Annotated in this window: 22 protein-coding genes and 1 pseudogene; 17 read left to right on the plus strand and 6 right to left on the minus strand. The window is 70.0% G+C overall.

Going from position 1 to position 24,779, the window contains the following annotated elements:
* Positions 1-130: 130 nt before the first annotated feature.
* Positions 131-2,950: a phosphoenolpyruvate carboxylase gene (gene ppc / locus E7Y32_RS03165; protein ID WP_146335842.1), complete on the minus strand. Its 2,820-nt coding sequence runs from the start codon at positions 2,948-2,950 to the stop codon at positions 131-133.
* Between the two features lie 143 nt (positions 2,951-3,093).
* Positions 3,094-3,774, minus strand: a complete 681-nt coding sequence (locus tag E7Y32_RS03170) for an NADPH-dependent F420 reductase (RefSeq protein ID WP_146335843.1) — start codon at positions 3,772-3,774, stop codon at positions 3,094-3,096.
* 167 nt (positions 3,775-3,941) lie between these two features.
* On the opposite strand from E7Y32_RS03170, the gene E7Y32_RS03175 reads away from it, so the two are divergent.
* From E7Y32_RS03175 to E7Y32_RS03190, 4 genes are all read left to right on the plus strand, one after another.
* Positions 3,942-4,952: an aldo/keto reductase gene (locus E7Y32_RS03175; RefSeq protein ID WP_146335844.1), complete on the plus strand. Its 1,011-nt coding sequence runs from the start codon at positions 3,942-3,944 to the stop codon at positions 4,950-4,952.
* The gene (locus E7Y32_RS03180; protein WP_146335845.1) at positions 4,949-5,542 is read left to right on the plus strand and encodes a TetR family transcriptional regulator; all 594 of its coding nucleotides are present in this window, start codon (positions 4,949-4,951) and stop codon (positions 5,540-5,542) included. Before E7Y32_RS03175 ends, E7Y32_RS03180 begins: the two co-directional genes overlap by 4 nt.
* Before the next feature lie 58 nt (positions 5,543-5,600).
* The gene (locus E7Y32_RS03185) at positions 5,601-6,233 is read left to right on the plus strand and encodes a TetR/AcrR family transcriptional regulator (RefSeq protein WP_146335846.1); all 633 of its coding nucleotides are present in this window, start codon (positions 5,601-5,603) and stop codon (positions 6,231-6,233) included.
* Positions 6,234-6,310: 77 nt separating this feature from the next.
* Entirely contained in the window at positions 6,311-7,159 is an 849-nt protein-coding gene (locus E7Y32_RS03190) for a DUF1684 domain-containing protein (protein ID WP_146335847.1), read from the plus strand.
* Here E7Y32_RS03190 and E7Y32_RS03195 read toward each other — a convergent pair.
* Together E7Y32_RS03195 and E7Y32_RS03200 are read right to left on the minus strand one after the other, a co-directional pair.
* Complete coding sequence (locus E7Y32_RS03195) at positions 7,156-8,340, minus strand: acyl-CoA dehydrogenase family protein (protein ID WP_146338182.1); 1,185 nt, start codon at positions 8,338-8,340, stop codon at positions 7,156-7,158. The genes E7Y32_RS03190 and E7Y32_RS03195 overlap by 4 nt on opposite strands.
* A gap of 71 nt (positions 8,341-8,411) precedes the next feature.
* Positions 8,412-9,209, minus strand: coding sequence for an SDR family NAD(P)-dependent oxidoreductase (locus E7Y32_RS03200; protein WP_146335848.1), 798 nt, complete (start codon positions 9,207-9,209; stop codon positions 8,412-8,414).
* 161 nt (positions 9,210-9,370) lie between these two features.
* Here E7Y32_RS03200 and E7Y32_RS03205 point away from each other — a divergent pair, with 161 nt between their 5' ends.
* From E7Y32_RS03205 to E7Y32_RS03225, 5 genes are all read left to right on the plus strand, one after another.
* Complete coding sequence (locus E7Y32_RS03205; protein WP_146335849.1) at positions 9,371-10,720, plus strand: glycoside hydrolase family 76 protein; 1,350 nt, start codon at positions 9,371-9,373, stop codon at positions 10,718-10,720.
* Positions 10,721-10,884: 164 nt separating this feature from the next.
* Positions 10,885-11,934 carry an iron ABC transporter substrate-binding protein gene (locus E7Y32_RS03210; RefSeq protein WP_146335850.1) on the plus strand — a complete coding sequence of 350 codons (1,050 nt, stop codon included), beginning with the start codon at positions 10,885-10,887 and terminating at the stop codon, positions 11,932-11,934.
* A 3-nt stretch (positions 11,935-11,937) separates the two neighbouring features.
* Positions 11,938-13,530: an iron ABC transporter permease gene (locus E7Y32_RS03215; protein ID WP_186467032.1), complete on the plus strand. Its 1,593-nt coding sequence runs from the start codon at positions 11,938-11,940 to the stop codon at positions 13,528-13,530.
* On the plus strand, positions 13,527-14,702 hold the full coding sequence (locus E7Y32_RS03220) for an ABC transporter ATP-binding protein (RefSeq protein ID WP_186467033.1): 1,176 nt from the start codon (positions 13,527-13,529) through the stop codon (positions 14,700-14,702). The genes E7Y32_RS03215 and E7Y32_RS03220 overlap by 4 nt, the downstream gene beginning before the upstream one ends.
* Positions 14,703-14,809: 107 nt before the next feature.
* Positions 14,810-16,726 (plus strand): glycogen debranching N-terminal domain-containing protein, encoded by a 1,917-nt coding sequence (locus tag E7Y32_RS03225; RefSeq protein WP_146335851.1) that lies wholly within the window; start codon positions 14,810-14,812, stop codon positions 16,724-16,726.
* On the opposite strand, the gene E7Y32_RS03230 is transcribed toward E7Y32_RS03225, so the two are convergent.
* Positions 16,723-17,460, minus strand: a complete 738-nt coding sequence (locus tag E7Y32_RS03230; RefSeq protein ID WP_146335852.1) for a phosphatase PAP2 family protein — start codon at positions 17,458-17,460, stop codon at positions 16,723-16,725. The two genes, E7Y32_RS03225 and E7Y32_RS03230, sit on opposite strands and share 4 nt — an antisense overlap.
* Positions 17,461-17,501: 41 nt before the next feature.
* Positions 17,502-18,119, minus strand: coding sequence for a YdeI family protein (locus E7Y32_RS03235; RefSeq protein WP_146335853.1), 618 nt, complete (start codon positions 18,117-18,119; stop codon positions 17,502-17,504).
* Positions 18,120-18,162: 43 nt separating this feature from the next.
* Here E7Y32_RS03235 and E7Y32_RS03240 point away from each other — a divergent pair, with 43 nt between their 5' ends.
* From E7Y32_RS03240 to E7Y32_RS03270, 8 genes and pseudogenes are all read left to right on the plus strand, one after another.
* Complete coding sequence (locus E7Y32_RS03240; RefSeq protein ID WP_146335854.1) at positions 18,163-18,957, plus strand: VOC family protein; 795 nt, start codon at positions 18,163-18,165, stop codon at positions 18,955-18,957.
* A gap of 37 nt (positions 18,958-18,994) precedes the next feature.
* On the plus strand, positions 18,995-19,534 hold the full coding sequence (locus E7Y32_RS03245) for an NUDIX hydrolase family protein (protein WP_146335855.1): 540 nt from the start codon (positions 18,995-18,997) through the stop codon (positions 19,532-19,534).
* A 121-nt stretch (positions 19,535-19,655) separates the two neighbouring features.
* Complete coding sequence (locus E7Y32_RS03250; protein ID WP_146335856.1) at positions 19,656-20,726, plus strand: DUF6707 family protein; 1,071 nt, start codon at positions 19,656-19,658, stop codon at positions 20,724-20,726.
* Between the two features lie 46 nt (positions 20,727-20,772).
* Entirely contained in the window at positions 20,773-21,498 is a 726-nt protein-coding gene (locus tag E7Y32_RS03255) for an SRPBCC domain-containing protein (protein ID WP_146335857.1), read from the plus strand.
* Positions 21,499-21,531: 33 nt separating this feature from the next.
* Positions 21,532-22,830 (plus strand): tRNA guanosine(34) transglycosylase Tgt, encoded by a 1,299-nt coding sequence (gene tgt / locus E7Y32_RS03260; RefSeq protein ID WP_146335858.1) that lies wholly within the window; start codon positions 21,532-21,534, stop codon positions 22,828-22,830.
* A gap of 70 nt (positions 22,831-22,900) precedes the next feature.
* The gene (locus E7Y32_RS03265; RefSeq protein ID WP_146335859.1) at positions 22,901-23,650 is read left to right on the plus strand and encodes a dienelactone hydrolase family protein; all 750 of its coding nucleotides are present in this window, start codon (positions 22,901-22,903) and stop codon (positions 23,648-23,650) included.
* Positions 23,651-23,798: 148 nt separating this feature from the next.
* A pseudogene (locus tag E7Y32_RS16515) lies at positions 23,799-23,888 on the plus strand (hypothetical protein); the annotation flags it as partial.
* Positions 23,889-24,032: 144 nt separating this feature from the next.
* Positions 24,033-24,761 carry a hypothetical protein gene (locus tag E7Y32_RS03270; protein WP_315897999.1) on the plus strand — a complete coding sequence of 243 codons (729 nt, stop codon included), beginning with the start codon at positions 24,033-24,035 and terminating at the stop codon, positions 24,759-24,761.
* The last annotated feature ends 18 nt before the right edge of the window (positions 24,762-24,779 follow it).

A 24,779-nucleotide genomic window follows, 5' to 3' on the forward strand; every position in this document is an offset into this window, starting at 1 on the left:
TCCCCACCGACGCTCCCGCAGATCCGGCCGCACTCCCACCAACCCTCCCGCCACACCCGAGGGAGGATCCGGAAAACACCCGCCACACCTGAGGGAGCGTCAGGAAAAACCCGCCACAGCTGAGGGAGGGCTATCCGGTGTTGCGCAGTCCGGCCGCGACGCCGTTGACCGTGATCAGCATGGCGCGTTGGAGCCGTTCGTCGATCTCCGCGTTGGGCATACCCTCCCCGGCCGCGGCCTCGGACCGCACGCGGCGCAGCAGCTCGACCTGCAGGTAGCTGATCGGGTCGAGGTATTGGTCGCGGATTTCCAGCGAGCGTTTGAGCGTCGGCTGCGCGTCGAGCAGCAGGGCCTCGCCCGTGAGGTTCTGGATCTCGGTGACGGTGAGCTCGTATTCGGCGCGGATGGCACGGAACAGGTGGTGCAGTTCCTCCGGGACCAGGGTGGAGACGTAGTAGCCGGCAATGTCCATGTCCGTCTTGGCCAGGGTCATTTCCACGTTGGAGAGCACCGACCGGAAGAAGTGCCAGCCGTCCATCATCTCCACCAGCTGGGCCGAGTGCCCGGCCTCGCGTGCCGCCTTGAGGCCCGAGCCGACGCCGAACCAGCCCGGCACGATCTGCCGCGACTGGGTCCAGCCGAACACCCACGGGATGGCCCGGAGACCCTCAAGTCCCGCGCCGGAATCGGGGCGCTTGGACGGCCGGGAGCCGATGTTGAGCGAGCCCAGCTGCTCCACCGGGGTGGAGGCCATAAAGTATGCCGGCAGGTCCGGGTCGTCGATCAGGGTCCGGTAGCGGGCGAACGCGGCGTCGGAGATGGTCTCCATGACGTGGCCGTAGCGCTCGCGCTGGTCCTCCGAGGTGCGCGGGGCGCGGTGCAGCGCCGAGCCTTGCAGCACCGCCGCGAGGGACAGCTCCAGGTTCTCGCGGGCAAGCTCGGGCAGCGAGTACTTGTCCGAGATGACCTCGCCCTGTTCGGTGAACTTGATTTCGCCTTCGAGCACACCGTTGGGCTGGGCCATGATCGCGTCGTAGGTCGGACCGCCGCCGCGGCCCACGGATCCGCCGCGGCCGTGGAAGAGCCGCACGCGCACACCGTGCTTGGCCGCCACGTCGCGCAGTTTCCGCTGCGTCTTGTGGATCTCCCACTGGCTCGTCATCACCCCGGATTCCTTGTTGGAGTCCGAGTAGCCGAGCATGATTTCCTGCACGTCCCCGCGCAGCCGGACCAGCTCCCGGTAAGAGGAATCGGAGAGCAGCGCGTCCACGATCTCGGCCGAGGCACGCAACTCCTCGACGGTCTCCAGCAGCGGGGCGAAGCCGATTTTGGCGTAGGGCGCCTCGCCGAAGAGGCTCACCAGCCCGGCCTCGCGGGCGAGCACGGCCGCGGCCAGGACGTCGTCCGCGCCGCGGGTCATGGAGATGATGTAGGTCTCGATCACATCGGGGCCGTAGGTGCGCAGGGCGCGGCGGATCTCGCGGAAGACGTCGTACGTGCCGTCCGCGACGCCGTCGAGCTTGATCGGGTGGCCGGAGAGCGGCCGGCGGGAGGCCAGCTCGGAGCCGAGCACCTCGAGCCGCTCGGCGCGGCTGAGCTCCGCGTACCGCACGCCGGGTCCGCCGAGCCGGTCCATCAGCTGCCCGACGGCGTCGTGGTGGTGGTCGGCGTGTTCGCGGATGTCCAGGGTGGCCAGGTGTAGCCCGAAGGAGGCGATCGCGCGGCGGACCCGGGCCAGGGCGCCGTCGGCCACGAGGCCGGCGTGGTGGTTCCGCAGCGATGCCTCCAGCAGGCCGAGTTCGGCGAGCAGCTCGGCGGTGGCGGCGTAGTCGCGGCCCGGTTCGTGGGCCGCGCCGGCGGCGACCCGGCGGCCGGTGTTGAGCAGCTTGGCCTTGATGCAGGTGAGTTTGAGCCGGTAGGGCTCCTGCGCGTTGAGCTCCAGGACGCGGCGGTCCAGGCCGGGCAGGTTCCGCAGGTCGACGTCGATCGAGTCCAGCAGCGCCTGGTCCGCCCCGGCCAGCGCGGTCGAGTTGGACAGGATGGAGATCAGCCCGTCGAGCAGGCCGATGCTGATCCGGATGGCGTGCTGGTTCTGGATCTGCAGGATTTCGCGCGTGACGGAGGCCGTGACGTTGGGGTTGCCGTCCCGGTCGCCGCCGATCCAGGAGCCGAACCGTATCGGCGCCTTGGTGACCGGCAGGGTGACGCCGTGCTCGCCGAGCAACTCCGAGAGGTCCGAGAGCATCTCCGGCATGGCGTCGCCGAGGATTCCGGTGAGGTAGTAGATGGCGTTGCGGGCCTCATCCACCGGGGTGGGCCGGACCTGGCGGAGTTCATCCGTCTGCCACATCTGGTCGATCACCTCGGCCAGCTGGCGGTCCTGGCGGCGGCGGGCCGAGGTGCCCTCCAGGGTGGGTTCGGCCAGCACGTCGGAGAGCCGGCGGACCTTGTCCAGCACCGAACGGCGGGACGCCTCGGTGGGGTGGGCCGTGAAGATGGGCCGGACGTCGAGTTCGTTGACGACGTCCTGCAGCACGGCGGATCCGGCCTGTGCCGCGATCTCCTCGACGGCCTTGGCCAGCCAGCCGTCCTTCTCCTGCCGGGTGCGCAGGCCGCGGACCCGGTGGACCTGCTCGGCGGCGTTGGCCAGGTGGAAGTAGAAGGCGAAGGCCCGGACCAGGTCGGTCGCCTGCTCCAGCGGCAGGGAGCCGAGCAGTTCGCGGACCTGGGCGACGACGTCGTACGAGCTCCACGGCCCGGTGGCATCGGCGCCGCCCCGGGCGGCCTCCTTGGATTCCTTGGTCAGCAGGCGCACCTGCTCCACGAGGTCCAGGAGCTCGGGACCGTGCTGGCGGACCAGGGATTCGCCGAGGAGGGTGGACACCCGGCGGACGTCGGCGCGCAGTTCGGAGGCCAGATCCGTGCCGGAAGTGAATGCAGTGTCAGCCATGGAAACTATCTTTCGAGGGTTCGACTTGGCTCGTACACTGCGCTGGATACTGTGAGCCGGGTTACTTGTACCCATGGGATGTTACCCGGCTCACGGGCAGCCCGGGAATCCGTCTCAGATAGTGTCCGGACCCTTGGCGGAACTTAGCGGGCGATCTTGAAGTTGAAGTCCGCGTTTCCGAAGGCGCCCCAGAGCCGCAGCCAGATCGGCAGGAGCATCTCCGTGCCGCGGGCCGTGGTGATGTCGCCGAGGTCGATGATGTCGCGGTGGCCGAGGTCCGCCAGCAGGCCAGCCACCACCGATTTGGCGTCCGCATCGTTGCCGGAGACAAACACCGAGTGGTCGCCGCCGGCCACGCTGGCCGGGTCCACCATCACGTTGGCGTTCATCGTGTTGAGCGTCTTGACCACGCGCGCGTCCGGGAACGCCCGCTGGAGCTGCTCGGCCAGGCTGTCCGTGTTGACCGGGTTCAGCGACGGCGGGAAGCCCTGGGAGAAGTCGAGCGGGTTCGCGATGTCCATAACGACCTTGCCGGCCAGGTTGGCGGCGCCGGCCGCGGTCAGGGCGTCCAGCGAACCGCTGCCGTTGGTCGCGTTGACCACCAGCTCACTGCCGCTGGCGGCATCGGCGTAGGTGGCCACGGGGATGTCGCCGTGCTCCGCGTGCCACTGGGCGAACGGCACGCCTCCCATCGGTCCCGCCTCCGTGCGGGCCAGCGTGGCCTGCGGATCGCGGGTTCCGACGACGACGTCGTGACCGAGCTTTGCCAGGGCGCCCGCGACGGTGGGGCCGACCATACCGGTGCCAAAGACTGCAATTTTCATGGGGACCTCATTCAGGAAGAGTTCTCGGACCAAACGTAAGTAGACAAGTCCGTCTACTGCTGCACGAGACGCTATCAGACAGAACTGTCTACGGCAAGGGCCGCGCCCACGCGAGGAATAACTGACAAATGTTGAAATCTGTCAGCTGATTGTTGTACCGTGGTCGCATGACGACTCTCCAGCTCAGCCACAGCCGCACCCTGGGCCTCAACGGCCCCAGCACCGCCCCCATCGGCCTCGGGCTGATGGGCATGTCCGACCTTTACGGCCCCGCGGACGACGCCGAGAGCGTCGCCACCATTCAGGCCGCCCTGGACGCCGGCGTCACGCTGCTGGACACCGGCGACTTCTACGGCATGGGGCACAACGAGCTCCTGCTCCGCGATGCCCTCCGCGGCCGACGCCGGGAAAACGCCCTGATCAGCGTGAAATTCGGGGTGCTCCGCGACGCGGCCGGCGGCTGGAACGGCGTGGACAGCAGCCCCGCCGCCGTCAAGAACTTCCTGGCCTACACCCTGCGCCGGCTCGGAACCGACTACGTCGACATCTACCGCCCCGCCCGGCTGGACCCCAAGGTTCCGCTGGAGGAGACCATGGGCACCCTAGCCGACCTGGTCAAGCAGGGCTACATCCGCCAGATCGGCCTCTCCGAGGTCGGCGCGGAGACCCTGCGCCGCGCCCACGCCGTCCACCCCGTCTCCGACCTGCAGATCGAGTACTCGCTGGTATCGCGCGGCATCGAGCAGGACATTCTGCCCACGGCCCGCGAGCTCGGCGTCGGCATCACCGCGTACGGCGTCCTCTCCCGCGGCCTCATGTCCGGCCACTGGTCCGCCGACGGCGGCCGGCGGGACTTCCGCGCCCACCTGCCGCGCTTCAAGGGCGAGAACCTGCAGCGCAACCTCGAGCTCGTGGAACGCCTCCGCACCATCGCGGAGCGCAAGGGTGCCACCGTCGCCCAGCTCGCCATCGCCTGGGTCCTGTCCCGCGGCGAGGACATCGTCCCGCTGGTGGGCGCCCGCCGTCGTGACCGCCTGGCCGAATCGCTCGGCGCCGCGTCGGTGGAACTGTCCGCGGAGGACATCGCGGCGATCGAGGCCGCGGTGCCGGCCGATGCCGTCGCGGGGACCCGGTACGACGCCGGGCAGATGGCCATGCTCGACAGCGAGCGCCGGTGAGCCAGGCAGCCGGCGTCCTGACCGAGGGGCGCATCCTCGAAGCCGCGGAGGACGTGCTGCGGCGCTACGGACCGGCGAAGGCGACCGTCGTGGACGTCGCCAAGGTCCTCGGCGTCAGCCACGGCAGCGTCTACCGGCACTTCCCCAGCAAGGTGGCGCTGCGCGACGCCGTCGCGCGGCGCTGGCTTGCCCGGATCGCCGAGCCGCTGGACCCGGCCGCCGACGCGGACGGTCCGGCCGCCCAGCGGCTGCTGCGCTGGCTGCAGCGGCTGGCGGCCATCAAGCACGGCATGGCGTTGGAGGACCCGGAGCTGTTCGCGACGTTCAGCCGGCTGACCACGGAGGCCCGGGAGGTCGCGGCCGAGCACGTTGACCACCTCGCCGGGCAGCTGACCGTGATCGTGGCGGACGGGGTGGCCGCCGGAGAGTTTGCCGCGGCGGATCCGGTGAAGGCCGGCCGGGCCGTGCTGCACGCCACCGCCCGCTTCCACCACCCGCTGCACGCCGCGGAGTGGCAGGACCCCGCCATCGGTGACGATCTTGTCGAGGTCTGGAAGCTGCTGGTGCAGGGGCTGGGCGTCCGCCCGTAGCCGGTGACGTCCGCGACATCCACGAGACCGGACAGACTGGTCTGTGTACCATAAGAGAATGACGCCGACAGCAGCCACCGCACCAGCCGCCGGGCCGCGGACGGTCCGGACTCCGGCCGGCCAGGCCAGGGAGAAGATCCTGGCGACGGCGTTCCGGCTTTTCTACGCCCACGGTCTCCGGGCCGCCGGCATCGACACGATCATCGCCGAATCCGGGGTGGCCAAGGCCACCTTCTACAAGTACTTCCCGGCCAAGGATGACCTGATCCTGGCCTACCTGGAGCAGGTGGACGGCGTCTGGACCGGGCAGTTGCACGCCGCCGCCGAGGCCGCCGGGCCGGACCCCGCGGCCCAGCTGGTGGGCCTCTTCGACGCCCTGTCGACGGCCTGCCGCCGCGACGGCTACCGCGGCTGCGCCTTCATCAATGCCGCCGCCGAATCGGCGTCGGGCACCCGCGTGCACGAGCGGACGGTCGCCCACAAACAGCACATCCTGGCCTGGATCCGGGACCTGGCGGACCGGGCCGGCGCGCCGGATCCGGACGGCCTGGCCCGCAGCCTGACCCTGCTCCTGGACGGCGGCCTGGCCAGCGGGGTGCTCGACGCCGACCCCGCCGCTGCCGCCGCCGCGCGCGCCACCGCCGGCCAGTTGGTCGCCGCCGCCCTGGCAACTTCGTCCACCCCCAACTGACTGGCAGTTGTTGTCGTTTTGAGCCCTCAAAACGACAACAACTGCGAGCTAGTTGGGCTGATCCCCTGGAGGGTTCCTTGACCAAGGACGCGCCCCCTGCCGACCCGCAGCTTGCCCGCTGGCAGCGCTTCCGGAAGAGCCGCAACGAGGCCCTGGCCAGCGACTACGGCTGGCTGACCCTGACGTCCTTCCAGTGGCTGGCGGATTCGCCGGCCGCCGTCGAACTCGTCCCCGGGCTGTGGTCCACGGACGGGACGACGGCGTTCCTCACCGCCGCGGCGTCGGACGGGCTGACCTTGGTGGACGGCGGCGCTCCGGTGGAGGGGACCATCAGCGCGGAGCTGGCCAATGAGGATTCCCTGATGTGGGTCCAGTTCGGCGGTGCCGACGGCCGTCAGGTGGTGGTGGAACTCGCGATGCGGGCCAACAAGTACGCCATCCGCACCCGGGATTCGGCCTCCCCCGTGTTCACCGGGTTCGACGGCGCGCCCACCTTCGACTACCGGCCGGACCTGGTCATCGAGGCGCGATTCATCCCTTATCCCGAACCGGTGGAGGTACCGATCGGCACCGCCAACCCGCTGGTGGACGGGGTGCACCGCTCTGTCGGTGAGCTCGTGTTCCGGCTGCCGGGCCAGGAGCACGAGTGCCGCCTGCAGGCCGAGGAAGAGAAACTCGGCGCCCTCATGGTGACGTTCCACGACGAGACGAACAGGCTCACGACCGACGAGTGGCGCAAGGTGTCCACGGCCCGGCCAAGGCCGGATGGCACCGTGATACTGGACTTCAACCGGGCCATCAACTACCCCAGCGCGTTCACCCCGTACGGCACCTGCCCCATGCCTGTGAAGAACAACAGCCTGGACTACCGGATCGAAGCCGGCGAAAAGCAGCCCTTCGCCGAGCCGGACACACAACCCCGCTAGACGATCGCGGACACCCCGGTCACGGCGCGGCCCACGATCAGGGTGTTGATCTCGTACGAGCCCTCGTAGGTGTAGATCGCCTCGGCGTCCGCGAAGATCTTGGCCATCCGGTAATCGGTGACAATCCCGTTGCCGCCCAGCAGGGACCGGCCCATTGCCACGGTTTCCCGCATCCGGGCAGTCACGTAGGACTTCGCCAGCGCCACCTGGGGCATGTCTGCGTCGCCCGCATCCTGCAGCTGGGCGATCCGGACCATCATGCCCATGCTTGCCAGCGCGTTGCCGAGCATCGTCACCAGCTGCTGCTGGACCAACTGGAACTTCGCCAGCGGACGCCCGAACTGCCGGCGCTCGACGGCGTACTGCCGGGCGACGTCGAATGCGGCCAGCTGCTGGCCCACGCCCTGCCAGGCGACCATGATGCGGGATCCGCGCAGCAGCTCGTTGGTGTCCTCGAAGCTGGTGATCCCGGCGAAACGGTCCGCCTCGGCCACGTGCACGTCGGTGAAGACAATGTCGGCGTTCTGCACCGTCCGCAGCGCGATCTTGTTTTCGATCCGGCTCCGACTCACGCCGGGAAGGGTGGCGTCGACGATGAAGCCGCGGATGCCGCCGTCGGCCTCGTCCCGGGCCCAAACCAGCATGTAGTCGCAGAACGTGCCGTTGCCGATCCAGCGCTTGGCGCCTTTAAGCACCCAGTAGTCGCCGTCCCCGCCGGAGACACGCCGCGCGGTCGTTTCCATGCCGCCGGCGACGTCGGAGCCGTGGTCCGGCTCGGTCAGCGCAAAGGCCCCGGTGGTCCGCAGGTTGGCCGCGTCCTCCAGCAGGCGGGCCTTCTGCTCCTCCGAACCGAAGCCGTAGAGCGATTCCACGAACAGGTCGTGGTGGACCAGGAAGAACGTCGCCAGCGAGGTGTCCACCCGGGTCATTTCGGCGATGACCAGGCCGGCGAACAGGTTGCTGTAGCCGCGCTGGGCCGGGGCGCTGAGCTCCAGCGCGGCCAGCTTGGGCAGGATGTGCGCGGGGAACTCGGCGTCGTTCCACCACCCGGTGGCGAACGGCGCCACCTCGCGGGCCAGGAACTCCCGGAGTTCGGCCAGCTTCGCCTGTTCGGCGGCGCTGAGCAGCGACTCGAAGTCGAAGAAATCCGCCGTCGGCAGCCCGGCGAGCGCCGGGTCCAACGGACCAGCCGGGTCAACCGGACCAGCCGGGTCCGCCGGGGCAGGGGTGTCAGGGGTGTCTACGCTGCGCGTCACTTCGGCCCCATCCGGATGGCGCCGTCGAGCCGGATGGTCTCGCCGTTGAGCATGGCATTGTCCACAATGTGCGCGGCAAGGTTGGCGTACTCCGCCGGGCGCCCCAGCCGGGACGGGTGCGGCACCTGCTGGCCCAGCGAGTCCTGCGCCTCCTGCGGGAGCCCGGCCATCATGGGAGTCTCGAAGATTCCCGGCGCGATCGTGACGACGCGGATCAGTGAGCGCGCCAGTTCGCGGGCGATCGGCAGCGTCATGGCGGCGACGGCGCCCTTAGAGGCGGCGTAGGCGGGCTGCCCGATCTGGCCGTCGAAGGCCGCGACGGAGGCGGTGTTGATGATGACGCCGCGCTCCGGGCCGCCGAGCTCGGTGGCAACCGGCTCGGTGGCGGCCATGGCGGCGGCGGCCAGGCGGATGACGTTGAACGTGCCCACGAGATTGATCTGGATGACGCGGCTGAACGTCTCCAACGGGAGCACTCCGTCGCGGCCCAGCACCTTCCCCGCGGTGGCGATCCCGGCGCAGTTCACCACGATCCGCAGCGGACCGAGGGCGACGGCGGCGTCGACGGCGGCCTGCACCTGCTCCTCGCTGGTGACGTCCGCTGCGACAAAGACCGCCCGGTTCCCGCTGCCGCCGGACGACGCGTTGAGCTCGGCGGCGAAGGCTTCCCCGGCCGAGCCCGGCAGGTCCACCAGCACCGCGGAGGCCCCGGCAGCGAACAGCCGGCGCGCCGTCGCGGCCCCCAGCCCGGACGCGCCGCCCGTAATCAGCGCGACAGTACCCAAGACGTCCATGCATCCTCCTTGATGTGGAACCGCGGCCCCGGCCGTGACGCTGTGCGCAGTCCACCGGCACCAGGGAACATTAGTTAGTTCAGGTTAACTGGAATGCAAACTTTGCGCACCTTGACCCCGCCGTTCCGCGCCTGAGCCGCCCTCGCCACTAGGCTTGGTCCATGACCGCAGCAGCTGCCCACTCCCCCGCCCCGAACTGGTCCTTCCGCGCCGACGAGGCCGCACGTTCGGTGACCCGGCTGTTCGGGCAGCGCCTCTTTTTCCTGCCCGGCACCCACATCGCCGCAATCACCCGCCCCTCCGGCCGGCTGAAAAACCTGGCCCGGCCGTGGCACTACTGGTGGCAGGCACACTACGTGGACTGCCTTGTGGACACCGGCCGCCGGGAACTCGGCGGCGAAGGCCACACCCCGTCCAAGTTCGACGGCGACAACCTGCCCAGCGCCGGCAAACTGGCCTCCCGGCTGGTCACGGGCATCCGGCTGCGGAACTTCCTGACCGTCGTCAACAGCTACTACGACGACATGGCCTGGCTGGCCCTGGCGACCCTGCGGCTGGAGAAGCTGGCCGAGGACACCCGCAAGGGCGCCGGCCGCCGCCGTAACGCCAAGGTCCTGAAGAGCCTCACCCTGCAGTTCGACTCGGCTTCGACCGACGACCTGGGCGGCGGCACGTTCTGGAGCAAAAAGCGGGACTTCAAGAACACCCCGGCCACGGCCCCGGTTGCCCTGTACTACGCCCGCACCGGGCAGACGGCCAAGGCCCAGGCCCTGCTGGACTGGCTGGACGCCAAGCTCTACGACCCGGAACAAGGCATGTACCGGGACGGGCTGCGGATTGCCCCCGGCGGCGAACTGGTGCTCGAGAGCGCCATCTACACCTACAACCAGGGCCCGGTCCTCGGCGCCCTGCTGGAACTGGGCGGCGAGGCGAACCTGGCGCGGGCGGAGGCGCTCGTGGCGGCGGTGCACCGCAACCTGACGGTGCAGGCACCGCTGATGGGGCGCAAGGCCGCGGTGCTCCGCTCGGAGGGAACGGGCGACGGCGGACTCTTCACCGGGGTCCTCGTCCGGTACCTCGCCCTGGCCGCCGTCGACGAACGGCTGCCCGCCGAGACGCGGGCCACCGCGGCCCTGCTGGTGACCGACACGGCGGAGGCTTTTTGGGAGGGCCGCCGCCTGGTGGGGGCTCAGGAGCCGCTGGCGCGGCGGGGTGCCCGGCTGGTCTTCTCGGCCCGCCCGGAGCTGCCGGCGCGCCGGAGCTACCCGGCGGGGTCCGCCGTCGAACTGTCCACCCAGCTGCAGGCCTGGATGGTGCTGGAGGCCGCGGCGTCGATCGTCGGAAAGCTGCCCGCCGTCGGGAAGCCCTCCGGCGCACCCGCCGGGACTGAGACCGCCCCGGAAGCGGCTGGCGCGGCTTCCCCACCTGCGGAAACGACCGCGGAAACTGGCGTGGCATCATCCGCGGAATCAGCCGCGGAAAACACCCGGGAGCCCGCCTCCGGGAATTAAGTCACGCAATAGTTTCGTAATTCGTGTGATCCTCCTCACTTAAGGCGCTCTCGGCTTGGTTGCTTAGGTTTGGCTAACCTACAGTTTTTCGTAGTGAGCATGCCCTAACTTCCCGCTCACGGAGGTTAGGCACCTACGACCTTTTCCTTGCAGAAAGTAGCCTCATGAAGATCCGCAAAAATGCGCTGGCGGGCATTGCCCTTGCCGCTACCGCCGCGCTCAGCCTCGCCGCCTGCGGCTCCGGCGCCTCGACCTCCGGCAGCACCGGGGCCGACGGCAAGCCCGCCGGCGAGATTACGGTCTACAACGCCCAGCACGAATCCCTGACCAAGGAATGGGTTGACGCTTTTACCGCGGAAACCGGCATCAAGGTCACCCTGCGCCAGGGCGACGATACCGAAATGTCCAACCAGATCGTCCAGGAAGGCGCGGCCTCCCGCGCCGATGTGTTCCTCACCGAGAACTCCCCCGCCATGGCCCAGGTGGAATACGCCGGGCTGTTCGCGGACGTGGACAAGGCCACCGTCGACCAGGTTCCGGCCGAATTCCGGCCCTCCACGAACAAGTGGACCGGCATCGCCGCCCGCTCCACCGTGCTGGTCTTCGACAAGGCCAAGCTGAGCCAGGACAAGTTGCCCAAGTCCATGCTGGACCTGGCCAAGCCCGAGTGGAAAGGCAAGTGGGCGGCGTCGCCGTCCGGCGCCGACTTCCAGGCAATCGTCTCCGCCCTGCTGGAACTCAAGGGCGAGGCCGCCACGGAGGAATGGCTCAAGGGCATGAAGGAAAACTACAAGGCCTACAAGGGCAACAGCACGGCCATGAAGGCCGTCAACGCCGGCGAGGTGGACGCCGCCCTGATCTACCACTACTACTACTACGGCGACCAGGCCAAGACCGGCGAGAACTCCAAGAACGTCACACCGTTCTACTTCAAGAACCAGGACCCCGGCGCGTTCGTGTCCGTCTCCGGTGGCGGCGTGCTCAAGTCCTCGAAGAACGCGGCGGCCGCCCAGGCCTTCCTGAAGTTCATCACCGGCAAGAAGGGCCAGGAAGTGCTGCAGAAGGGCACGTCCTTCGAGTACGCGGTCGGCTCCGGCGTACCGGCCAACGACAAGCTGGTTCCGCTCCCGGAACTCCAGGCCCCCAAGGTCGATCCGGCCAAGCTTAACTCCGCCAAGGTCACCGAGCTGATGACCAAGGCAGGACTGCTCTAACCAGTGACCAGCACACTGGCGGCTCCCGGAACCACCGGAAGCACGACGACGGCGGGCAGGGGCAAGCGCCCCCGCCCGCCTTTCGGCGTCTCCGTGGTGGCTATCCTGGCGGTCCTGATCGCCCTTTTCTCGTTGATCCCGCTCGGTTACGTGGCAGTCATGACGGTGGCCACCGGCTGGGACACCGCCGTCGGCCTGATCTTCCGCGCCCGGGTGGGAGAGCTCCTGCTCAACACCGTGCTGCTCACGGTGATCACCGTGCCGCTTTGCCTGGTTCTGGGCGTGGGGGGCGCCTGGCTGGTGGAACGCACCAACCTCAAGGGCCACAAGGGCTGGGCCGTCCTGCTCGCCGCCCCGCTGGCCGTTCCGGCGTTCGTCAACAGCTACGCCTGGGTCTCCGCCGTGCCCTCGATGGGCGGGCTCTGGTCCGGTGTGCTGATCGCGACGCTGTCCTACTTCCCGCTGGTCTACATCCCGGCGGCCGCGACGCTCAGCCGGCTCGACCCGGCGATCGAGCAGTCCGCCGCGTCCCTGGGCCTCGGGGCGTGGCGCGCCTTCTTCCGCGTGGTGCTGCCCCAGCTTCGGATCGCGATGACCGGCGGCGCGCTGCTGGTCTCGCTCCACCTGCTGGCCGAGTACGGGGCCTTCGCGATGATCCGCTTCGACACCTTCACCACCGCGATCATGGTCCAGTACCAGTCCACGTTCAATGGCACCGCCGGGAACATGCTGGCCAGCGTGCTCGTGTTCTTCTGCCTGATACTGCTCCTAGTGGAGGTCCGCAGCCGCGGCACGGCCCGCTACGCCCGGGTGGGCTCCGGCGCCCAGGCCCGCGCCCTGCGCCTGCCGCTGCACGCCTACCAGCTGCCCGCGCAGCTGTCACTGCTGGCCCTGACCGCGCTGGCGTTCGGGCTGCCGCTGACCTTTGTGCTGCGCTGGATCTACGCCGGCGGACCGGGGATCTGGGCAGCCGAGGCCTTCCTGCCGGCCCTGCTGCAGACCCTCGGCTACGGCCTGGCCGGGGCCGCGGCCACCACCGTGGTCGCCTTCCCGATGGCGTACCTGGCCGTGCGGCACCCGGGCTGGTTCAGCAAGGCCCTGGAGCTCTCCAACTACGTCACCAGCTCGATGCCGGGGATCGTCGTCGGCCTGGCCTTCGTGACCGTCAGCATCCGGATGGTGCCGGACCTCTACCAGACCACCGGGCTGCTGGTCGCCGCCTACGTGCTGCTGTTCCTGCCGCGGGCGCTGGTGAACCTCCGTTCCGGGCTCGCCCAGGCGCCCAAGGAGCTCGACGAGGCCGCGCAGGCCCTCGGCAAGCCGCCGCTGCTGACGTTCCTCCGGGTCACCCTCCGCCTCACCGCCCCGGCCGCGGCCGGCGGCGCCGCGCTGGTGTTCCTCGGGATCGTCAACGAGCTGACGGCCACGCTGCTGCTCTCGCCCAACGGCACCCGGACGCTCGCCACCGAGTTCTGGAGCAAAAGCAGCGAGATCGACTACGCCGGCGCCGCGCCCTATGCCCTGCTGATGATCCTGATCTCGGCCCCGATGACCTACCTCCTCTTCCAGCAGTCCAAGAAAGCAGCGGGACAGTGACCGAACAGAACCCCTCCCGGCTTCCGGAACCCCGGATCGCCCCCTCCGTGGCGCCCAGCACCAACAGCCACCTGGAGGTCGACGCCGTCACGAAGAACTTCGGGTCCCAGGCCGTCCTGAAGGGTGTCAACCTCTCCGTCGCCAAGGGCGGAACGACGGCGATCGTGGGCCCCTCGGGCTCGGGCAAGACCACGCTGCTGCGGCTCATCGCCGGGTTCGAGCACCCGGACACCGGCAGCATCTCCCTGAACGGCAGCAAGGTGGCCGGCGAGGGCGTCTGGGTTCCGGCGCACAAGCGGCACGTCGGCTACGTGGCGCAGGACGGCGCCCTCTTCCCGCACCTGACCGTGGGCCAGAACATCTCCTTCGGCCTGGACGCGGGCAAGCTCCCCGGCGGGCACCGCGGCATCAAGTCCCGGGTCTCAGAGCTGCTGGAGATGGTGGCGCTGGACCCGGCCATGGCCAAACGCCGGCCGCACCAGCTCTCCGGCGGCCAGCAGCAGCGTGTGGCACTGGCCCGCGCCCTGGCCCGCGAGCCGGAGCTGATGCTGCTGGACGAACCGTTCTCCGCACTCGACGCCGGGCTGCGCGTCGCCACCCGCCGCGCCGTCGGCAAGGTGCTCCACGACGCCGGCGTGACCACCATCCTGGTCACCCACGACCAGGCCGAGGCGCTCTCCTTCGCCGACCAGGTGGCGGTGATGCGCGGCGGCAAGCTCGCCCAGATCGGCAACCCCTTTGTGGTCTACACCCGCCCGGCGGACCGGGCCACCGCCGAATTCCTGGGCGACGCCGTGATCCTCGACGCCTGGATGGAGGGCTCGCTCGCCACCTGCTCGCTGGGCGGCATTCCGGTCCGACGGCCGCCCGCGCAGGGCCGCGTGCAGCTCATGCTCCGGCCCGAGCAGATCCGGATCGCCGAGGACGGCCCCATCCGCGGCACCGTGGTGGACACCGACTACTTCGGCCCGGAAACCACGGTCCGGCTCAAGCTCGCCGTGCCGCCGGTCCTGGCCGAGGGCGCCGTCGCGGACCACCGCTACCCTGGCGGCGGAGAGATCATCACCATCCGGCACTGGAACGCCTCCATTGCGCGGCCCGGCACCGAGCTGTGCCTGCGCGTGGTGGGTGAGGCCGTGGCCTTCCCGATGGACGACGACGCGCAGGACTGACTCCCGCGACGGCCCGGCCGGACGCCTTCCCCGCCGGCCCGGCCGACGCGGGCCGGCCCGCGGGTAGGCCTAGTTCGGACGCCTGCCCCCGGCATAGGCTGGGGCCCATGACTGTTCAACCAGCCCTGCACCGCCAGCACTGTTCCGTGGCCGCCCCCACCCAGGTGTGGCTCGACGCCGACGGCCGGCTGGGCGGCGGCGCACCCGCCGCCCCCGGCACGGGCCCCACGACCGGCGCCGGTGAGTGGTTCACCGGGCTGCTGCACGGGGACACCCGGATGCTGTGCCGGGCCGAGGTGACGGTCAACGGCTTCGCGCCGGAACCGGCCACGGTGGAGACCTGCCCCGGCGGTGTGCTGAAGGTCCGCGGGCTGGTGCGCGGGATCGAGGGGCCCACCGAGGATCCCGCCGTCGAACTCCTGCAGACCTGGACCGTCACGCCGGGCGCCGTCCGCGTCGCGCTGCGGCTGAGCACCTCGCTGGAGGCGGTGGACGCCGAGATCGAGGTGCGGCTGGCCGCGGACTTTACCGACATGGCGGCCATCCGGCTCGGCCGCTACCGCGAACCGCTGCAGCCCACCGCGGCGGACGCGTCCTCGCTGCGCTGGGACGAGGACGGCAAGACCCTGACCGTGGCCGCGCCGGGACGGGTCGGTCCCGGGGCGCGGCTCAGCTGGCGCGGCACCGCGGGCCGCGGCAGGCCGCTGGAAGTGGAATGGCAGGCCGTGTTGACCGACAGCGGGGACGCCGTGCTGGCCGCGCCGCTGCCGGCCGCCCGCCGTGTCCGGGCCGCCACGGAGGGGCCGCTGGGCCTGCTCCTGGACAACTCCCTCGACGAACTCGACGGGCTCCGGCTCGCCAGCCGCCAGGCACCGGACGCCCCCTTCCTGGCCGCCGGGGCACCCTGGTACTTCACGCTCTTCGGCCGGGATTCGCTCTGGGCGGCGCGGATGCTGCTGCCGCTCGACGCCGCCCTGGCCGCCGGGACCCTGCGCGCCCTTGCCGCCCACCAAGGCACTAAAACCGACCCCGCCGCGGCCGAGGAGCCGGGCAAGATCCTGCACGAACTGCGGTCCAAGGAACTCGTGCTCGAAAGCCAGGCGCTGCGGCTTCCGCCGGTGTACTTCGGCGCCGTGGACTCCACCCCGCTCTGGTTGTGCCTGCTCGGCGAGCTGGGCCTCGCCGGCACCGAGGACGGCGCGGTCCGTTCGCTGCTGCCCAGCGCCGGCAGCGCCGCGCAATGGCTGCTGGCGGCCGGCGGGGCCGCGGGAAATACGGCCAATGCCGGCTTCCTCAGCTATCAGGACACCTCCGGGCACGGCCTGAGCAACCAGGGCTGGAAAGACTCCCGGGACGCCATGCAGTTCAGCGACGGCCGGCAGGCTGACGGCCCGATCGCTCTCTCCGAGGTTCAGGGCTACGCCTACCAGGCGGCCGTGCAGACGGCGGATCTGTTCGACGCCTACGGCGAACCGGGCGCTCGGGAACTGCGCGATTTCGCGGCGGCGTTGAAGCAGAACTTCCGCGAGCGCTTCTGGGTACAGGACGACGCCGGCAGCTTCCCGGCCATGGCGCTCGATGGCCACGGGGAGCCGCTGGACGTCCCGGGGTCCAACATGGGGCACCTGCTGGGCACCGGAATCCTCGACGCCGCCGAGGCGCGGCTCGTGGCGGACCGGCTGCTGGGTCCGGAGCTGTTTTCCGGGTACGGCCTGCACACCCTGTCCCGGCGGGCGGCGGGGTTCTGGCCCTTCAGCTACCACTGCGGCTCGGTCTGGAGCCACGACACCGCCGTCGCGGTCCGCGGCCTGCTCGGCGAGGGATTCACCGCCGAGGCACGGGCCCTCGCCGAGGGTCTGCTCGCGGCTTCCGGCGCGTTCGGCCACCGGCTTCCGGAACTCTTTGCCGGGGTCACCGCGGCCGAGTCCGGGCGCGCGGTGCCGTACCCGGCCTCCTGCCACCCGCAGGCCTGGTCCTCGGCCTCGGCCGTGGTCATCGCCCAGGCGCTCGGCGTCGAGTTCTAGGCCGCAGGGGCCGCAGGGGCCGCAGGGGCCGCCTTCCGGGCGTCCCGCAGGCCGTCCACCAGGACCACCAGGCCCGTAACGGCGACCGCCAGCCCCATCGAGGCCACCACGTCCGTCAGCCAGTGGTAGCCGAAGTAGATCCGGCTGAACGCGACCAGCAGCGTTCCAAGGGCGGCCCCGGAGAACGCCAGCACCGCCGTCGAACGGCGTACGCTCCGGACCCCGGCGCGCCCCAGCAGCAGGTAGACCAGCACCAGCAGGAAGACACCGGTCCCGAACGTGTGGCCGGAGGGGAAGGACAGGGCATCGTCCGGGCCCATCAGGAAGTCGGCTGCCGAGGGCCGGGCGCGCCCGATCTGGTGCTTGATCAGGGTGGAGGCGCCGAAGGTGGCCGCCATGGCTCCGAGGAGCAGCGCCGGCCGCCAGATTTCGCGTTTCCGGACGGCCCAGCCGAGCGCCAGCAGTCCCCCGATGACCGTCATCCAGGTCGGGGAGGTGACCGTGCTGACCGCCGCCAGCACCGCCGTGGCGGCGGGCGTCCGGCCCGCGACGAGGGCGTCGTGGACCCCGCCGTCGAGCAGCGCGAGCCCGGAGTTCGTCTGGACCGCGGCCAGCATCAGCCAGAAGACCGCCTCGCCGGCGACCAGCAGCCCGGCGGCGGCAAAAAACGCCGTGCGCTGCGAGCGCGCGGCGGGCACAGAGCCCCGGGGCTGCTCAAGGTGGGTGGTAAGCATCGGCCCACTATGCCAGCCCAGCCTGTCGGTAGCCCGGGCGCTTACTGGGAAGGTGCTGAAGGCCCCGGTTCCGGGCGGCGTTTTTGCGGGTACGGCGTCTCATGGCGGGCCAGCATTTCCACAAAGCCCGCGATCTTTCGTTCCCGCGTGGCCGGCTGCTTGACCGCGTTGGTGCGGTAGATCAGCGCGAACCGGTTCACCGAGGTCAGGACGTCGAACATGGCCTGCGCCCGCGGTTCCGCCGCGATGGCCGCGGCGAGATCCTCCGGCACCTCCGCGGTGGCCTGCCCCGAATAGGCCGCCTCCCAGCGCCCGTCCGCCTTGGCGCTCTCGACGGCGGCGCGACCGGCCGGGGCCATCCGCCCCTCCGCCTCGAGGCGGCCGACGCGCTCCACGTTCCGTGCCGACCAGACGCTTTTCGGGCCGCGGCGGGTCATCCGCTGGTAGGAGGTCTCGTCGTCACGGCGCCGGCCCTGGCCGTCGATCCAGCCGAAGCAAAGGGCCTCCTGAAGGGCGGCCTCGTAGTCCAGCTCCGTCACCGAACCGCCCTTTTTGTGCAGCACCAGCCACACTCCGGGGCTTTCGGCGTGGTGCTCCTCCAGCCAGGCGCGCCATTCGGCGGCGTCTTTCACCAGCAGTTCCTTTAGCTCAGCAGCCATGGCACCATTGTGCTCCCGGCCCCGAACCATCAGGGAGACCCCCATGCTGCGTGTCCGCCCCATCCACTTCACTTCCCGCCCGGACCAGTGGGAGCGCCTGCTGGAGGATCTTGGCATGGTCAAGACCGGCGACGAGCCCACCTGGCGGGAGTTCGACGCCGGCGCCGGACGCCTCGCGCTGCACGTCGTGGAGGCCGCAGCGGCGGAGGACGGGACCACGGCGTTCGGCGTCGAGGCAGGCGACCTCGCGGAGTTTGCCCGCCGGACCAACGTGGCCGGTGCGGGCACCGCGCCCGGCACCACCGCCGAGCTCATCGAGACGGACCGCGGCCCCTCGTGCCGGGTCACCGCCGCTGACGGCTTCAGTTTCCTCGCCGACCCCGCCACCCGCGCGGCCGACGGCAGCTGGGCCGGCTCCGCGGAGGCGGAAGCGGATCTCGCCGTCGTCGGCGTCTGGTTCGCCGCGGATCCGACGGCGGCGGCCCGGACACTGCGTGACATCGGCGCCCGGCCCCGCCCGTTAGCCGGCGCTGCCGGGACCGGCGGCGCCGAGGCGGACGCTGTGGAAACGGAGACCTTCACGGCGAAGAACGGCGGGGTGCTGATGGTCGGTGCCGCCGGGGCTGCGGCGGGAACCGGCAGCGCCGGGCTGGGCTTCGAATACGGCGGCAACCTTGAAGGGCTCCGGGAACGGCTCGCCGGGGCCGGGCACGAGGTGGCGCTGGTGGAGGAGGCGGCCGTGGCGCTCCTGCACGTTGGCAACCCGGACGCCGGCGGCGCGGCCCACCCGCACGCCCTCTGGATCTCCGCAGCGCCCGCCGGCGGCCGACCCGTGTGACCACGCCCGGCGCCCGGGGATGCGGTAGAACTTAACCATGAACGTTCGCACTCCCGACCCCAATCCCGGCTGGCTCTCCGACGACGATCTTTTCGAGGCCCGCGGCCGACTGCCCATGGTCTACGTCGAGGCCGTCCCGGTCCGGCTGGACCCGCTCGGGTTTGTGAACGAGGTCGGGACCCTGCTGCAGGCCGACGAGGACGGCACCATGGTCCGCTCCCTGGTCTCCGGCCGGGTGCTGTACCGCGAGACCATCCGGGCCGCCCTGCTGCGCCACATGGAAAAGGACCTCGGCCCGCTCGCCTTCCCGCAGCTGCCGATCAGCCCGGTCCCCTTCACAGTGGCCGAATACTTTCCCTCCCCCTCGCACACCGGCTTCACCGACGACCGGCAGCACGCCGTCGCGCTGGCCTACATCATCCCCGTGACCGGCGAGTGCTCGCCGAGGCAGGACGCCCTCGAGTTGACCTGGATGACGCCGGAGGAAGTGATGAGTTCGGACGTGCAGCTGGAATTCAGCGGCGGCCGCGGTGCGCTGATCCGCCAGGCGCTGGCGTTCGCGGGCGTGGGCCACTAGGGGGATTGCGCCCCGGGCGGCCGGACCCGCGGGGACGCCCGGAGCGCCCCGGCGTCCCCGACTTCGCGCGACCGTCTTTGTAGACTGGTGAGCGGACCGAAAGAGAATTTAAGGACTCCAGATGACCCACCCCACAGCCTCCCTGAACTACAGCGAAAGGCAGGCGGGATCTCTGCGGACCGGGGATCTGCTGCTCCTGCCCGACGCCGAACGCACCGCCGAGATCGTGCGCGTGGACGTCGACAACGACGATTTCGGTTCCCCTGCCATCGTGCGCGCCACCCTCACCGGGGGCGGCGTGCTGCGGATCGCCGCCGGGTCCGTGGTCCTGGTCCTGGACCCCGTGCCGGACTCACCGGAAGCTTCCCCCGCCGACGGCGCGATCCCGGCGGCCGACGCGGCCGGCCCGGGCGCTGACTCCCCGGCCGACTCCGGGGACGACTCCGCGGACGGCGGCGCCCCCGGACTGCAGCTGGTTGAGCACCTTCCCGACGGCGACGGCGCACCCGCGGCTCCCGGCGTCGTCGTCCCTCCCCGTCCGGTGGCCCCGCCGGTGGCCAGCGGCCCCAGCGAAGCGGACCTGGCCCTAATTCCGGCCGCGGACGGAACCCCCGAGTCGGTTGTGGAAGCCGCGGCCGAAGCGCACCCCGACGCACTCGGGGTGCTGCTGCTCAGCGACCGGCTCACCAAGGGCATCAACACCAAGTCCGGCAGCTGCCTCAAGGACCTCAGCGACCTGGCCCATGAACTCTTTGTGGTGCTCAAAGACGCGGAGAACGCCCTCGCCGTCGCGGACCTGCTCAACGTGCTCCCCTTCGACGGGAACCCGGGCCGCTGGGCCTCGGTGGAGGCGTCGCTGGCGCTGGCCAGCTACATTTGCCGCCAGCGCGGGGAGGAAGAACGCGCCGAGGTTTACGAGAAGTTCCTCCGGGCGCCGGACGAGATGGAGACGGACCCGTTCAAGGCCCGGATCAACGCCAAGGTGCGCCAGCGTTCCCTCAACGAGCCGAACCTGTATGACAAGGAAATCTTCCGGGCGATCGACAACTCCAACCCGGACGCGGAGCGTGAATGGCGGCTGCTGCGGCTCGAGGCGCTGCTCTTCCTGCGCGCGCACGGCGGCTCCCAGACCATCGGCGCCCCCGAACTGGAGCGGCGGATCGGCAACGAGCTCGAGTCGGTCCGCGGCTGACCGTTTGGCCCTACCCCGCCGCGGCCGTGCGTTGTAGATTCACCCCATGACGAACAATCTCAGCGTGGTGATCAACTCCGACGCGCCGCAGGTCTGGACGATGCTGCGCGAACCCGCGAAAGTGGCCCAGTGGCACGGCTGGGAGGCCGACGACCAGGCCGCCGAGATCAACGCGATCTACTTCGGCCCCGACGTGGTCGAGAGCGCGGACCATACCTCCCTCGTCGTCGACGGCGGCGATATCTTTACCCTGAAACCGGTCCCCACCGGCACGGAAGTCAGCGTGACACGCGCGGCCATCGACCATGACTCGGAGTGGGCGGCCTGGGACGAGGACATCACCCAGGGCTGGCTGACGTTCCTGCACCAGCTGCGGTTCGCCCTGGAGCACCACCCGCACGGCAAACGGCGGACGTTTTTCTTCTCGGTCCCCGGCACCGGGGGCTCGGCGATCGACAAACTGGGCCTGTCCGACGTCCCCAAACCCGGCGAGCCGTACGCGCTCACCCTGGCCACGGGCGAGGAGATTTCGGGCAAGGTCTGGTTCCGCAGCAACCACCAGGTGGGCCTGACCGTGCACAGCTACGCCGAGCACGGCGACGGACTGGTCATTGTGGCGGACCAGCCCGTCATCCCCGACCTCCGGCCCGACGGCGGCTCGCTGGGGATCATCTCCACCTACGATCTCGGCGCCCACCAGCTCGACGCCATCCGCGGCCGCTGGGACACCTGGCGGGCTGAGAACTACCCCACATCGGACCCGCTGCACTAAGGCTTCCGCGGTGTTAGCTGGCACACTTGAACCGTGCCAGCCAATCCTGACTTTGCGTCCACGCCCGCCGCGCCTGCCAAGCAGTCCGAGTTTTCCTTCCGGGTGGGCAAGCGCCTGAGCGAAACGTGCTCGCCGTCGGCCGCGCAGGTTGCCGCCAACGGCGGGGAGTTCCTGGGCCGGACCGGCACCATCACCACCCCGCACGGCGAGATCCAGACCCCGGCGTTCATCGCCGTCGGCACCAAGGCCACGGTCAAATCCGTGCTGCCGGAGTCCGTCGCCGAGCTCGGCGCGCAGGCCGTGCTGGCCAACGCCTACCACCTGTACCTGCAGCCCGGCGCGGACATCCTGGACGAGGCCGGCGGCCTGGGCGCCTTTATGAACTGGCGCGGGCCCACCTTCACGGACTCCGGCGGGTTCCAGGTGATGAGCCTGGGATCCGGGTTCAAGAAGGTCATCGACATGAAATCGGTGGACACTTCAGGGCCGGACGACGCCGTCGCCCCCGGCAAGGAACGCCTCGCCCACGTGGACGAGGAGGGTGTGTGGTTCAAAAGCCACCTCAACGGCGACCGGCACCGGTTCAGCCCCGAGATCTCGATGAACGTCCAGCACCAGATCGGCGCGGACATCATGTTCGCATTCGATGAACTGACGACGCTGCAGAACTCCCGGGGCTACCAGGAGGAGTCCCTAGAACGCACCCGCCGCTGGGCCGAGCGGTGCATCACCGAGCACTTCCGGCTTACGGAGCAGCGCGCCGGCAAGCCGTACCAGGCCCTGTTCGGGGTCATCCAGGGCGCGCAGTACGAGGACCTGCGCCGCAAAGCGTGCCGGGACCTCGGCGCGATGAACTTCGACGGCTTCGGCATCGGCGGTGCACTGGAGAAGGAGAACCTGGGCACCATCGTGCGCTGGTGCAACGAGGAACTGCCGGAAAACAAGCCGCGGCACCTCCTCGGCATCTCCGAGCCGGATGACATTTTTACCGCAATCGAGAACGGCGCGGACACCTTCGACTGCGTCTCCCCCACCCGGGTGGCCCGCAACTCGGCCTTCTACCACCCCACCGGCCGGTACAACCTCTCCGGCGCCATGTACAAGCGCGACTTCGGCCCGCTCCAGGAAGGCTGCGACTGCTACGCCTGCCTGAACTACTCCCGGGCCTACATCCACCACCTGTTCAAGGCCAAGGAAATGGTCTCCGCCACGCTGATCTCGATCCACAACGAGCGCTTCGTGGTGAAGATGGTCGACGACGCCCGCCGCGCCATCGAAGACGGCACCTTCTTCGAGTTCAAGGCCGAAACCCTGGGCCTGTACTACTCCTAGGCTTCTGCCGGGGCCCATCCGGGCGCCAAACCCTGGACGGGCTCCTAGCTGCGTCGGCTATCCTGACCGGATGTTTATCGAGATTCCTGCCGCTGACGGCACAGCCGAGGCCCTCGTGGCGCGTCCTTCGACCGGCGAGGGCCCCTTCCCGGGCGTCATCTTCTACATGGACGCCTTCGGCCTGCGCCCCCGCATCCAGGAGATGGCGCAGCGCATCGCCGACTGGGGGTACGTCGTCCTCGCCCCCAACGTCTTCTACCGCGAAGGCACGGCAGCGGAACTGGCGCCGGCCGGTGACATGGGCACACCGGAGGGCCGTGAGGCCGCCGGCGCCGCGGCGTTCCCCCGGGTCGGGCGCCTCACCTCGGACAAGGCGCTGCCGGACATCGACGCCTGGCTACGTGATCTTCGCGAGCTCGACGGCGTCGCGGACGGCCCCATCGGCGTCACCGGTTATTGCATGGGTGCACGCCTCGCGGTCCGCACCGCCAACGCCCACCCGGATCAGGTCGCGGCGTGCGGCGGCTTCCACGGCGGGGGCCTGGCCACCGACGAGCCGGACAGCCCGCACCTGGGGCTGGAGCATGCCCGTGCCACGTTCGTGTTCGGCCATGCCGACCATGACCGCAGCATGGGGCCCGACGCCGTCGCGCGGCTGGGCGAGGCGCTCGACGCGGCAGGGCTGACCGCCATCAACACGATTTACGACGGCGCCCCGCACGGCTACTCGATGGCGGATACTTCGGCGTTCCACCCGGAAGCCACGGAACGGCACTTCCGCGAGCTCCGCGACCTCCTCGACGGGACACTCAAGGCCTGACGCACGGCCCGGCTTTGGCCGTTTCGACGGTTCCCTGCGTGCTCGATGTAACCAGACAGCCGTTCTGCAGGGAGCCGTCGAAACGGCGTTGTCCACATACCCCCACGGCGCTCTGGAGCAAGCCCGGCGCTTGGTCAATGCTGGTCCCATGCCCACCAAACTTCCCGATGCCGGGACCCTCTGGCGCACGGATCAGCTTTTGGCATCCGGACGAAATTCCCGGGCCATTGCCAGACACGTCCGGGACGGAAGCCTCGTCCGGCTCCGCCGTGGCTGCTACGCCCGCGGCGAGTGGTGGCGGGGCCTCGATGCCCCATCCCGACGTCGGCAGCTGATTTCTGCGCATGCGCTTGGAACGCTGACGACGTCGGCGGGAGGCTTCGTGTACAGCCACATCTCAGGTGCCAGCCTCCATGAACTCCAGCTGTGGAAGGTCGATGACCGCGTGCACCTGACGCAGAACGGCTGCCCCTCGGGATTTTCGCACGGGCGCGACGTTGTCGCCCACACCAGGCGGGTGACAAGCCGCGAGATGTGCTTCGTGGACGGATTGCCGTGCACGTCCCTGGAACGCACGGTCGTGGATTGCTGCCTGATGTTCACCGTGCCGCAGGCTTTGATCCTGATCGACCATGCGGCGCGCCTGGGGGCGGACCTCGGCATGATCCGCGCCCAGTGTGCCGCCCTCGCGGGGCGTAACGGCGTGGTGGCGCTGCGCCGGGCCCTCGAGTTGGCTGATCCTCGCTCCGAATCAGCCGGGGAGAGCCTGACGAGGGAACTGCTGCACCGGATCGGGATTGCGCCGCCGGAGGTGCAGTACAGCGTTCTGACGCCGCTCGGGGAATACCGGCTGGACTTAGCCTGGCCCGAGCGCAAGGTCGCCCTCGAGTTCGACGGCAAGAGCAAGTACTTCGCCTACCGGCCCACGGGAGAGGTCCTATTCGCGGAGCGGCAGCGCGAGAAGGCGCTGACGGAGCAGGGCTGGACGTTCCTCCGCGTCGAGTGGAGGGACCTGTTCAACGAGGTGGAGTTCAAATACCGGGTCCTGCGGGCGCTAAACCGCGGCGCGGGGGCTGGCTCCGCGCCGTTTCGACGATCCGCTGCCGGCTAGACGCTTACCGGCGTCGAG

The organism is Arthrobacter sp. UKPF54-2 (genome assembly GCF_007858535.1).
In the GTDB taxonomy this organism is placed as follows: domain Bacteria; phylum Actinomycetota; class Actinomycetes; order Actinomycetales; family Micrococcaceae; genus Arthrobacter.

What these genes read in the sequence shown, in the direction of transcription:
- ppc (WP_146335842.1), bottom strand. Translation starts at nt 2,950, where the DNA reads ATGGCTGACACTGCATTCACTTCCGGCACGGATCTGGCCTCCGAACTG.
- E7Y32_RS03170 (WP_146335843.1), bottom strand. Translation starts at nt 3,774, where the DNA reads ATGAAAATTGCAGTCTTTGGCACCGGTATGGTCGGCCCCACCGTCGCG.
- E7Y32_RS03175 (WP_146335844.1), top strand. Translation starts at nt 3,942, where the DNA reads ATGACGACTCTCCAGCTCAGCCACAGCCGCACCCTGGGCCTCAACGGC.
- E7Y32_RS03185 (WP_146335846.1), top strand. Translation starts at nt 5,601, where the DNA reads ATGACGCCGACAGCAGCCACCGCACCAGCCGCCGGGCCGCGGACGGTC.
- E7Y32_RS03200 (WP_146335848.1), bottom strand. Translation starts at nt 9,209, where the DNA reads ATGGACGTCTTGGGTACTGTCGCGCTGATTACGGGCGGCGCGTCCGGG.
- E7Y32_RS03205 (WP_146335849.1), top strand. Translation starts at nt 9,371, where the DNA reads ATGACCGCAGCAGCTGCCCACTCCCCCGCCCCGAACTGGTCCTTCCGC.
- E7Y32_RS03210 (WP_146335850.1), top strand. Translation starts at nt 10,885, where the DNA reads ATGAAGATCCGCAAAAATGCGCTGGCGGGCATTGCCCTTGCCGCTACC.
- E7Y32_RS03225 (WP_146335851.1), top strand. Translation starts at nt 14,810, where the DNA reads ATGACTGTTCAACCAGCCCTGCACCGCCAGCACTGTTCCGTGGCCGCC.
- E7Y32_RS03230 (WP_146335852.1), bottom strand. Translation starts at nt 17,460, where the DNA reads ATGCTTACCACCCACCTTGAGCAGCCCCGGGGCTCTGTGCCCGCCGCG.
- E7Y32_RS03235 (WP_146335853.1), bottom strand. Translation starts at nt 18,119, where the DNA reads ATGGCTGCTGAGCTAAAGGAACTGCTGGTGAAAGACGCCGCCGAATGG.
- E7Y32_RS03240 (WP_146335854.1), top strand. Translation starts at nt 18,163, where the DNA reads ATGCTGCGTGTCCGCCCCATCCACTTCACTTCCCGCCCGGACCAGTGG.
- E7Y32_RS03245 (WP_146335855.1), top strand. Translation starts at nt 18,995, where the DNA reads ATGAACGTTCGCACTCCCGACCCCAATCCCGGCTGGCTCTCCGACGAC.
- E7Y32_RS03250 (WP_146335856.1), top strand. Translation starts at nt 19,656, where the DNA reads ATGACCCACCCCACAGCCTCCCTGAACTACAGCGAAAGGCAGGCGGGA.
- E7Y32_RS03255 (WP_146335857.1), top strand. Translation starts at nt 20,773, where the DNA reads ATGACGAACAATCTCAGCGTGGTGATCAACTCCGACGCGCCGCAGGTC.
- E7Y32_RS03265 (WP_146335859.1), top strand. Translation starts at nt 22,901, where the DNA reads ATGTTTATCGAGATTCCTGCCGCTGACGGCACAGCCGAGGCCCTCGTG.